The sequence below is a fragment of the Streptomyces liliifuscus genome (assembly GCF_016598615.1).
Taxonomy (GTDB): Bacteria; Actinomycetota; Actinomycetes; order Streptomycetales; family Streptomycetaceae; genus Streptomyces; species Streptomyces liliifuscus.
In genome coordinates, this window is the sequence record NZ_CP066831.1 from 9,509,510 (window position 1) to 9,518,812 (window position 9,303).

Genomic DNA, 9,303 nt, shown 5'->3' on the forward strand with positions numbered 1-9,303 from the left:
TCTGCCATCCTGGCGGGCATGAAGGCAACGATGGATGACCAGCGGCGGGCCGCGATGTGCGCGTGGGTAGAGGCCAACGGCCTGGACCCCGCCACTATCGACGAGTGGGTGGAAGTCGCTGGCGACGCGATCCACTATCGGCAGCTCGTCGGAACGGACAGCGAGGGGAATTCTGTCTGGGAGGACCGGAGGGCGCCGCTGTCCGTGGACTTCCCCGTCGACGAGTACCGCATCTCCACCCGCTGACCCGGCCGCCAGCCCAGCCTCGTTGTCGGCGCCTGCCCGTAGCATGGGTTTCATCCATCAACCGCCTGACGGGCTGGTGGCTACTCGAATGGCGCCCCGTCTCCAGCGTGATGCACTGGGGCGGGGCGTCGCGATATCCGGGAGGGTCTGTGATTCGTCGCCTGCTCCGCACGGTCGGCCTGGTCGCGCGCACGGCCTTCCGTCGTTCGGCCCGTGGCGGCTCGCTGCCGTCGTACCGCCCGCACCCTGGCGAGCACCTGGTGATCCTGAGCACTGGTCGCCGGTTCGTTGACCCGGATGAGGCGGAAGCGCTGGGTATGTCCGCCGCGACAGTGGAGCGCATGCGGCGACAGCAGGGGCGGCCGGAGGGGCGGTTCCCGCCCGGCTTCATCGACCGCATCAACCAGGGGAGGCAGCCGTGAGCAAGGCTGATCCGTCGCACAATGCGGCCCACGATTTCCCGCTCGCCGATCGGCTCGTCATCGACCGCATCAAACAGTGGCTCGACACTGCGCTCGCGACGGAACTTGCCGGGTACGGCACTACGGATCCGCGGGAGGTCGCTGCCCGCAAGGCTGTGGATCAAATGCGACATCTGGCGCTGGCGGACTACCGGTACGCGCTGGTGCCGAAGATCCTCGACGATCTACGCCGCGCCGGACTGATGGCCCCGCCGTCGGGCGACTAGCCCTCGCCGTGCCGCACGACCAGCTTCAGTCGCTCCTCGACGGCGAGCCGCGTCTCCCCGCTGGCTTCCGCGAACGCGGTGACGCCCTCATGTACAGCGCGAGCGGCCGTCACGGTGAGCGCGCCGGTTTGGATTTGCTGCCAGGCGATGCGCTCGGCGTCGATCAGGTCGGTAGGGAGTTCGATTGCCACCGCAGGATCATAGATCGGTCACCGGTTCCCCTTGGGAGCGGCACTCCCCGTAGCCGACGCTGGGGTCATGGACATCATCGATCTCGACGCTCGTCGCCGTGCCGCCGAAGAAGACCAGCCCAGCTACGTGACCTGCGCATGCGGTGAGGCGTGGTTCGAACTGCGCGGCAACCACCCGCAGATGCCGGAACACGGAGCCGTGACCGTCCGCCCGGACGGCGGGATCAGCGGCTACGCAGGGACGCCGCACTGCGTGAGCTGCGGGAAGGTCATCACTCTGTCACCAGCGGCAAAGTGATCGACGTACCCTGCCCCCAGGGGCGTCCCGTGCGTGACTGGCCAGTGCGCGCCCTCAAGAGCAGGAGACTGGGGTCCGGCGGCGGCCGGGCTTGAACGGCGGAGCTGTACCGCGCCCACCTTCTGCAGCCGTCCGACGGCGGGACCCGGACGGCGCGACGTACAGTGGTATCAGCCTCGCGTCTGGCGAGGGGCCCCGGCCTGATCAGCCGACGGCTACCCGACGGCAGGTGGCAAGACCGGCAGGGAGTGCACGCCCGGCCTGGTGGAGCGCCTGGCCCGCGAACCGCGGGGAGATGGGTTCCCCGCGACAAACCACCCCACCCCTTGTGGGTGGGGTTTATCTATGCCGCCTCGACGACCTCGGCCCGGACGGCCTCGACCCACTCATCCCGCAGCTGCTCGTACAGCTCCCGCGTCGGCCCCCACAGGAAGCCGCCCTCTGCCACCAGCAGCGCCTGAATCTCCGCATTCACCACCGCAGCAGGCCGTACAGGGCCAGGGCGTGGGGGAGTTGGGGGCATGCCGTCAGTCTATCGGCGGGCACTGTCAGAGCGTTTACTCCGCGGGCGGTTGGTCGGCAACGAACGAGCCGAGCCCGACCTCCGTCCGAATGAACCCCGCCTCCTTCAGGTGCGCAAGCACCTTCTGCGCGGTCGACGCGGCAACCTCGAACTCTGCCGAGAGCTCCACGACCGAGGGAACCTTCGACCCGGCCGGATAGGTGCCGTCGGCGATGCGGGCCTGCACGATGGCCGCGACCTGCCGCCAGATCGGCCGCGTCCGGTCAAGATCCACACTCATGTGGGTGACGCTAGATAACCGCAGTACACCGCGCGACCGCAGTATGGTGCGGTTTACTGCGGTAGACCGCGAATAGTGAGTGCCTCCGGAGCCGCGGCCCAGCAGCCCCGGAGGCGAGCCGACGAACTGGAGCCGTCGACATGGACGAGCGTAGAGACCCCCAGCCCGACAGCGGAACCGGTCCGCCGGAACCCGCCGCCAGCACGCTCCCCACCGCGCAGCAGGCCCACCTCGACTACAGCAAGCACATAGAAGGCGCCGGTCGCGTGCGCGGCTGCCAGCGCTGCAGCGACGTCGACCGCGACCGGTGCGCAGAAGGCGACCGGCTGTGGCAGGCCTGGAACACGGCCCTCAACGACGCTTATGACCGGCTGGTCGACGAGACCCGCTGACGGTCCGTCACCACCCAGACCGACACCGGTCGGATTATCGGGTTACGGGCAGGAACGTTTGGCCACAGCTTGACCTGCGGTCATACATTCACGCGGGGTGCAAAAGTTGCACACAGATATATGCGCCCGTCACCTTTCGCTGACTACGGGACGTGCTATTGACTACGAGTCAGCCGCGCTCCCTAGACCCCGTCGTGCGGCTGCTCACTGTGGAGGAGGTCCGAAACGTGCACTCTCAGTGCGTGCGCAATGAGCAGCAGATCCGAGAACTGCGGGTCCCGTTGGGCGTTCTCGTAGCGCTGGATGCTTCGGCGTTCCATGCCGGCGAGGTTGGCCAGCTGCTCCTGTGAAAGCTCTGCTTGGCGTCGCAGGTCCGCGATTCGGTGGCCGAGGAGTCTTCGGCGGTCGATGACCCAGTCGGGTCGGGGAGTGCGGCGGCGAGACACCCGTCAAACGCTGTTGCCCAGATGATCTTGTGTCAGTACCCAAATGGTCGCCAGTCGATCAAGATTGGCCCGAGCCCCGCGACTCTATGGCATATGCCGCAGGGCTCGCTGTAGTGTCCGTGATTCGAACGTGCGTTCGCTCGATCGAGTGAACAACCAGCTAGAAGCGCTATTCGTTGCACAAGGTGGGAACTACGGCAGGACCCCCCCACCCCAGACCGACCGGCACCAGGAGACGACACATGGACCGGCAGCAGATCCTCGACCTCTACGACTGGCAACTAGGGGTCTGCTTCCGGCACCCGGGCAAGGGGGCGGTGTCGACGGCGATCGTCAAGACCATCCGCCCTCGCGGCGAGGAAGGCCGCGATGTCCGGGCCTGCGCCGAGTGCGTCATCGCCATAGAGGACATGAGGCGCGAGACGGCCGCTCGCCGAGAGAGCGAAGATCTGACCAGCGACAGCGACGATTCTCGACACTGATGCGATGGGGAATTCCGGGGAGCGCCTGGGGAGCGGAGCGCCCGGGGAGCGAGCGGGGAGTCCGGGGAATCCCAGTGGAGCCGAGTCAGGTCGAGCGGGGTCAAGCGAATGCGAGCAGGTCAAGCGCCTCTCGCGGCACTCAGCGAGAATCTTCCCAGCACTGAACGCCACCAATACAAGTTCTATTTGAACCGCTACAGGGCCGTCGTCTGGCTGTATCTGGCAGAGGAGCTGCGGCAGTTCGCCGAGACCGAGGAGAACGCTCCGCTGTTGAACGGGCGTACACCCGAAGGGCTGCGCGACCAACTGGACGCGGGCCTGGACCTGAGGGCCCGGAACTGGCGAGGGCGCCACGTGGGCTTTCTGCTGCGGCAGACCGAGGATCCCTGGGCCCGTGCCGCGGCAGTGGCCTCACTGCTCGATCCCGCGCAGGTCGCGGAGATCGTCGCCGATCCGTACGAGCGCGCCTACATGAACCGCTTCGGCCCGGAACAGACCACGCACGGCGCGCCCGACTCGCCCGCCGCCCACATCGCCGCACGGATCATGACGGCGGAGGACCCGGACGAGATCGGCTGGCTCCGGTCCGATCTGGCCAACACTCTGCAAGAGGCACGCGCACACCGTCGGGCGCCGCGGCCGACACCGAAGCCCCTGACTCCGGTCGTGAGTCGGGAACGGCCACGGCTGATCGAGGAGCGGCTACGGCTGGTCGAGAGGCGGCGCGAGTCCGGTGACGGGCTGCACCCGACCGAAGCGCTCCGGCCGGGCGACCCACGGCAGCCGACAGGAGTGCGGCAACAGACCGAGGTACGGCAGACGGTCGACGAACCGGAACGCCCTCATCGACTCCTCGGCTGGCTGCGTCGCAGAAACCACTGAGCTACTGAGCCGAGCTGTCGGCGTCAGCCCTCGAGCTTGCGGAACAGTCCCTCCTGGACGACGGAGACGAGCAGACGTCCCTCCAGGTCGTAGATCCGGCCCCGGGCCAGCCCTCGGCCTCCCGTCGCGATCGGCGACTCCTGGTCGTACAGGAACCACTCGTCGGCACGGAACGGCCGATGGAACCACATCGCGTGGTCCAGGGACGCCATGTCGAAACCGCGCTGGCCCCAGAGGGGTTCCACCGGGATGCGGACGGCGTCCAGGAGCGTCATGTCGCTCGCGTAGGTGAGCGCGCACGTGTGGACCAGCGGGTCGTCGCCGAGGGGGCCGACGGCACGCATCCACACGGCGCTGCGCGGTTCGGCGTGCTCGATCTCCTCGGGGGTCCAGCGCAGCCGGTCCGCGTAGCGGATGTCGAAGGGCTGGCGCCTGGCCATGCGCTCCAACGTCTCGGGGAGCGCGCCCAGATGCTCCTTGATCTCCTGAGTGACGGTCGGGAGCGACTCGGGATCGGGGACCTCACGGGCCGGCGGCAACTGGTGTTCGAAGCTCCCTTCCTCGGGCTTGTGAAAGGAGGCAGTCAGATTGAAGATCGTGCGGCCCTGCTGCACGGCGGTGACGCGGCGCGTGGTGAACGACCGGCCGTCGCGGACCCGTTCGACCTGGTACACGATCGGCACGCCCGGCCGACCCGGGCGCAGGAAGTACGCGTGCAGCGAGTGCACGGGGCGTCCGCCGTCCGTGGTACGGCCGGCGGCGACCAGGGCCTGGCCCGCCACCTGCCCGCCGAAGACCCTCTGCAGGGACTCCTGCGGGCTGCGCCCACGGAAGATGTTGACCTCGATCTGCTCCAGGTCGAGCAGGTCGACCAGTCGCTCCGCTGGATTCGTCATGTGTCGCGTTCTCCTGTGCTCACAGCTGGCCGACGTCGGTGACCTTGACGATGGCACGGCCCTCGGCGTCCGAGGCCGCGAGGTCGACCTCCGCGCTGATGCCCCAGTCATGATCGCCGTTCGGGTCGGCGAAGGCCTGGCGAACGCGCCACAGTCCGTTCTGCGGCTCCTCCTCGATGAGCAGCAACTTGGGTCCGCGCGCGTCGGGGCCGGTACCGAGGTCGTCGTACTCGTCCCAGTACTTGTCCATCGCCTCGCCCCAGGCGTCGGCGTCCCAGCCGGACTCGCCGTCCATCTCGCCGAGTTCCCCGACATGGTCGAGGGCGGCGAGTTCGACACGGCGGAACATGGCGTTGCGGACGAGGACCCGGAAGGCACGAGCGTTGGCGGTGACAGGTTTGACCTGGTCGGCCCTCTCCTGGGCCTCCTCCGCCGTCATCACCTCCGGGTTGGCGAGCTGCTCCCACTCGTCGAGGAGGCTGGAGTCGACCTGACGCACCATCTCGCCGAGCCAGGCGATCAGGTCCTCCAGGTCGTCCGACTTCAGGTCGTCCGGGACGGTGTGGTCGAGGGCCTTGTAGGCACTTGCCAGGTAACGGAGGACGATGCCCTCGGTGCGGGCAAGCTCGTAGAAGGACACGAACTCCGTGAAGGTCATGGCCCGTTCGTACATGTCACGGATGACGGACTTCGGGGAGAGAGGATGGTCGCCCACCCACGGATGGCTCTTGCGGTAGGTGTCGTACGCGTGGAAGAGCAGCTCTTCCAGCGGCTTGGGGTACGACACGTCCTGGAGCCGCTCCATGCGGTCCTCGTACTCGACACCGTCCGCCTTCATCGCCGCGACGGCCTCGCCGCGGGCCTTGTTCTGCTGGGCGGCGAGGATCTGCCGCGGATCGTCCAGCGTGGACTCCACGACGGACACCATGTCCAGGGCGTACGAGGGCGACTCGGGATCCAGGAGCTCGAACGAGGCCAGCGCGAAGGTCGACAGCGGCTGGTTGAGGGCGAAGTCCTGCTGCAGGTCGACGGTGAGCCGCACGATGCGCCCCTCGGCGTCCGGCTCGTCGAGCTTCTCCACGACCCCGCCGTCGAGGAGCGATCGGTAGATGGCGATCGCCCGCCGGATGTGCCGCAGTTGCTGCTTGCGCGGCTCGTGGTTGTCCTCCAGCAGATGCCGCATCGCGGCGAAGGCGTTGCCGGGCCGGGCGATCACCGACAGAAGCATCGTGTGGGTGACCCGGAAGCGCGAGGTCAGCGGCTCCGGATCGGAGGAGATCAGTTTCGCGAACGTGTTCTCCGTCCAGGCGACGAAGCCCTCCGGCGCCTTCTTGCGCACCACCTTGCGACGCTTCTTCGGGTCGTCGCCCGCCTTGGCGAGGGCCTTCTCGTTCTCCACGACATGCTCGGGGGCCTGCGCCACGACGAAGCCGGCCGTGTCGAAGCCCGCCCGTCCCGCACGGCCCGCGATCTGGTGGAACTCCCGCGCGCGCAGCGTCCGCACCCGGGTGCCGTCGTACTTGGTCAGAGCCGTGAACAGCACGGTGCGGATGGGGACGTTGACGCCCACACCGAGGGTGTCGGTGCCGCAGATGACCTTCAGCAGACCGGCCTGCGCCAGCTTCTCCACCAGGCGCCGGTACTTGGGCAGCATGCCGGCGTGGTGCACACCGATGCCGTGCCTTACGTAACGGGAGAGATTGCGGCCGAACTTGGTGGTGAAGCGGAAGTTGCCGATCAACTCGGCGATCTGGTCCTTCTCCTCGCGCGTGCACATGTTGATGCTCATCAGCGCCTGCGCCCGCTCCACGGCCTGGGCCTGCGTGAAGTGCACGATGTAGACGGGCGCCTGCTTGGTCTCCAGCAGCTCGGTGAGCGTCTCCGTGAGCGGCGTCAGCTTGTACTCGTAGGAGAGGGGCACGGGCCGGGTGGCCGAGCGGACGACCGAGGTGGGACGGCCGGTGCGCCGGGTCAGGTCCTCCTCGAACATCGAGACGTCGCCGAGCGTCGCCGACATCAGGATGAACTGGGCCTGCGGCAGTTCGAGGATCGGGATCTGCCACGCCCAGCCGCGGTCGGCCTCGGCGTAGAAGTGGAACTCGTCCATCACGACCTGGCCGACATCGGCCCGCTTGCCGTCGCGCAGCGCGATGGACGCCAGGACCTCGGCGGTACAGCAGATGACCGGCGCGTCGGAGTTCACGGACGCGTCGCCGGTCAGCATGCCGACGTTCTCGGTGCCGAACATCTTGCACAGCTCGAAGAACTTCTCCGAGACGAGCGCCTTGATCGGCGCCGTGTAGAAGGTGACCTCGTCCCGGGCGAGCGCCGCGAAATGCGCACCCGCGGCGATCATGCTCTTGCCGGAACCCGTGGGCGTCGAAACGATCACGTTCGCACCCGAAACCACCTCGATCAGCGCCTCCTCCTGGTGGGGGTAGAGCGTGAGACCGCGTTCCCCGGCCCACGACTCGAAGGCTTCGTAGAGGGCGTCGGGATCTGCGGTCTTCGGCAGCTGATCGATAAGGGTCACGCACCCATCTTGCCTGTGAACGCCCCTGAGGGGGGAATCGGCTGCGGGACGGAAGATCACGAACGCTACGCTGTGGCGCCGACGGAGCGTCAGCGCGCCTGGGCAACTGGCTGTCAGTACAAGTGGAATGGGGCGGGGTACGGCGATGATGGGACCAGCACACTCACTGTCGGGAGCGGCGGCCTGGCTGGGCGTCGGAGCCGCGGCGGCCGCCACGGGACACACGATGCCCTGGCCGGTCCTCCTGGTCGGCGCGCTGATCTGCGCGGGCGCGGCACTCGCCCCGGATCTGGACCACAAGGCGGCGACCATCTCGCGGGCCTTCGGACCCGTCTCGCGAGGGCTGTGCGAGATCGTCGACAAGCTTTCCTACGCCGTCTACAAGGGGACGAAGAAGGCGGGCGACCCACGTCGCTCCGGTGGGCACCGCACCCTGACGCACACCTGGCTGTGGGCGGTGATGATCGGCGCCGGAGCCTCGGCCATCGCGATCACGGGAGGCCGCTGGGGGGTTCTGGCACTCCTCTTCGTGCACATAGTGCTCGCCATCGAGGGGCTGCTCTGGCGGGCGACGCGCGGCTCCAGCGCCGACATCCTCGTGTGGCTGCTGGCCGCCACGAGTGCCTGGATCCTCGCGGGAGTACTGGACAAGCCGGGCAACGGCGCCGACTGGCTGTTCACCGCGCCGGGCCAGGAGTACCTGTGGCTGGGGCTGCCGATCCTGCTCGGCGCGCTGGTGCACGACATCGGGGACGCGCTGACGGTGTCGGGCTGCCCGATCCTGTGGCCCATCCCGATCGGCCGCAAGCGCTGGTACCCGATCGGACCGCCCAAGGTGATGCGGTTCCGGGCGGGCAGCTGGGTCGAGCTGAAGGTCCTGATGCCGGCGTTCATGCTGCTCGGTGGGGTGGGCTGCGCGGCCGCTCTCAACTTCATCTGAACAACCGCACCTGCTGGCGAACTCCGTCCCCCGACCGCGACCGCCGGCGAGCAGCACCATCCCCCGACGGCGACCGCCGACGAGCTCCGTCCCTCGACCACGCCCGCTGGGCGAGCGCCGTTCCTCGACGGCGAGCGCTGGGCAAGGGCAGTATCCGACAGCCCGGCATCCGCCCTCCGGCACGATCAGGCCGCGTCGCCCCCGCCCGGTGCCTGGTCCTGGCTCGCGCTGCCGTACCGCTTCTCGAAGCGGGCGACCCTGCCTTCCGTGTCGACGGTCCGGGCCTTGCCCGTGTAGAAGGGGTGGCTCTCGGAGGAGATCTCCACGTCCACGACGGGGTACGTCTCGCCGTCGTCCCAGTCGATCGTCCGGTCGCTGGTCGCGGTGGACCGGGTGAGGAAGGCGTATCCGGCGGTGCGGTCACGGAAGACCACGGGGTGGTAGTCGGGCTGCTTGTCCTGCTGCATGAGTGCTCCTTGCCTGGGGAGAGGGTGCACGGACAGGTC

At 68.2% G+C, this 9,303-nt stretch carries 14 protein-coding genes and 1 pseudogene; 8 read left to right on the plus strand and 7 right to left on the minus strand.

Annotated features, from left to right (window positions below):
* Positions 1-18: 18 nt before the first annotated feature.
* The 3 genes from JEQ17_RS41405 to JEQ17_RS41415 all read left to right on the plus strand — a co-directional run bounded on the left by JEQ17_RS41405 (position 19) and on the right by JEQ17_RS41415 (position 934).
* A complete protein-coding gene (locus JEQ17_RS41405; RefSeq protein ID WP_200400047.1) occupies positions 19-246 on the plus strand; it encodes a hypothetical protein in 228 nt (75 codons plus the stop codon).
* Between the two features lie 149 nt (positions 247-395).
* Positions 396-668, plus strand: coding sequence for a hypothetical protein (locus JEQ17_RS41410; RefSeq protein WP_200400048.1), 273 nt, complete (start codon positions 396-398; stop codon positions 666-668).
* The gene (locus JEQ17_RS41415; protein ID WP_200400049.1) at positions 665-934 is read left to right on the plus strand and encodes a hypothetical protein; all 270 of its coding nucleotides are present in this window, start codon (positions 665-667) and stop codon (positions 932-934) included. The genes JEQ17_RS41410 and JEQ17_RS41415 overlap by 4 nt, the downstream gene beginning before the upstream one ends.
* Here the strand turns inward: JEQ17_RS41415 and JEQ17_RS41420 are convergent.
* Entirely contained in the window at positions 931-1,125 is a 195-nt protein-coding gene (locus tag JEQ17_RS41420) for a hypothetical protein (protein ID WP_200402124.1), read from the minus strand. The two genes, JEQ17_RS41415 and JEQ17_RS41420, sit on opposite strands and share 4 nt — an antisense overlap.
* 67 nt (positions 1,126-1,192) lie before the next feature.
* On the opposite strand from JEQ17_RS41420, the gene JEQ17_RS41425 reads away from it, so the two are divergent.
* Entirely contained in the window at positions 1,193-1,423 is a 231-nt protein-coding gene (locus JEQ17_RS41425) for a hypothetical protein (RefSeq protein ID WP_200400050.1), read from the plus strand.
* 343 nt (positions 1,424-1,766) lie between these two features.
* On the opposite strand, the gene JEQ17_RS41430 is transcribed toward JEQ17_RS41425, so the two are convergent.
* Positions 1,767-1,898 (minus strand): hypothetical protein, encoded by a 132-nt coding sequence (locus JEQ17_RS41430; protein WP_407700121.1) that lies wholly within the window; start codon positions 1,896-1,898, stop codon positions 1,767-1,769.
* Between the two features lie 82 nt (positions 1,899-1,980).
* A complete protein-coding gene (locus tag JEQ17_RS41435) occupies positions 1,981-2,226 on the minus strand; it encodes a GntR family transcriptional regulator (RefSeq protein ID WP_200400052.1) in 246 nt (81 codons plus the stop codon).
* A gap of 140 nt (positions 2,227-2,366) precedes the next feature.
* Between JEQ17_RS41435 and JEQ17_RS41440 the strand changes: the two genes are divergently transcribed.
* A complete protein-coding gene (locus tag JEQ17_RS41440; RefSeq protein ID WP_200400053.1) occupies positions 2,367-2,618 on the plus strand; it encodes a hypothetical protein in 252 nt (83 codons plus the stop codon).
* 182 nt (positions 2,619-2,800) lie between these two features.
* On the opposite strand, the gene JEQ17_RS41445 is transcribed toward JEQ17_RS41440, so the two are convergent.
* Positions 2,801-3,064, minus strand: coding sequence for a helix-turn-helix transcriptional regulator (locus JEQ17_RS41445; protein WP_200400054.1), 264 nt, complete (start codon positions 3,062-3,064; stop codon positions 2,801-2,803).
* A gap of 242 nt (positions 3,065-3,306) precedes the next feature.
* Between JEQ17_RS41445 and JEQ17_RS41450 the strand changes: the two genes are divergently transcribed.
* Both JEQ17_RS41450 and JEQ17_RS41455 read left to right on the plus strand, forming a co-directional pair.
* A complete protein-coding gene (locus tag JEQ17_RS41450; protein WP_200400055.1) occupies positions 3,307-3,546 on the plus strand; it encodes a hypothetical protein in 240 nt (79 codons plus the stop codon).
* A 177-nt stretch (positions 3,547-3,723) separates the two neighbouring features.
* Positions 3,724-4,428 (plus strand): annotated as a pseudogene (locus JEQ17_RS41455) (DUF6397 family protein); the annotation flags it as partial.
* 23 nt (positions 4,429-4,451) lie between these two features.
* Here the strand turns inward: JEQ17_RS41455 and JEQ17_RS41460 are convergent.
* Both JEQ17_RS41460 and JEQ17_RS41465 read right to left on the minus strand, forming a co-directional pair.
* A complete protein-coding gene (locus JEQ17_RS41460; RefSeq protein ID WP_200400056.1) occupies positions 4,452-5,324 on the minus strand; it encodes an acyl-CoA thioesterase in 873 nt (290 codons plus the stop codon).
* 19 nt (positions 5,325-5,343) lie between these two features.
* The gene (locus JEQ17_RS41465; protein WP_200400057.1) at positions 5,344-7,857 is read right to left on the minus strand and encodes a DEAD/DEAH box helicase; all 2,514 of its coding nucleotides are present in this window, start codon (positions 7,855-7,857) and stop codon (positions 5,344-5,346) included.
* 145 nt (positions 7,858-8,002) lie between these two features.
* Here JEQ17_RS41465 and JEQ17_RS41470 point away from each other — a divergent pair, with 145 nt between their 5' ends.
* A complete protein-coding gene (locus JEQ17_RS41470; RefSeq protein WP_200400058.1) occupies positions 8,003-8,797 on the plus strand; it encodes a metal-dependent hydrolase in 795 nt (264 codons plus the stop codon).
* 185 nt (positions 8,798-8,982) lie between these two features.
* Here JEQ17_RS41470 and JEQ17_RS41475 read toward each other — a convergent pair whose 3' ends face one another.
* A complete protein-coding gene (locus JEQ17_RS41475) occupies positions 8,983-9,264 on the minus strand; it encodes a type B 50S ribosomal protein L31 (RefSeq protein ID WP_200400059.1) in 282 nt (93 codons plus the stop codon).
* Positions 9,265-9,303 lie beyond the last annotated feature (39 nt).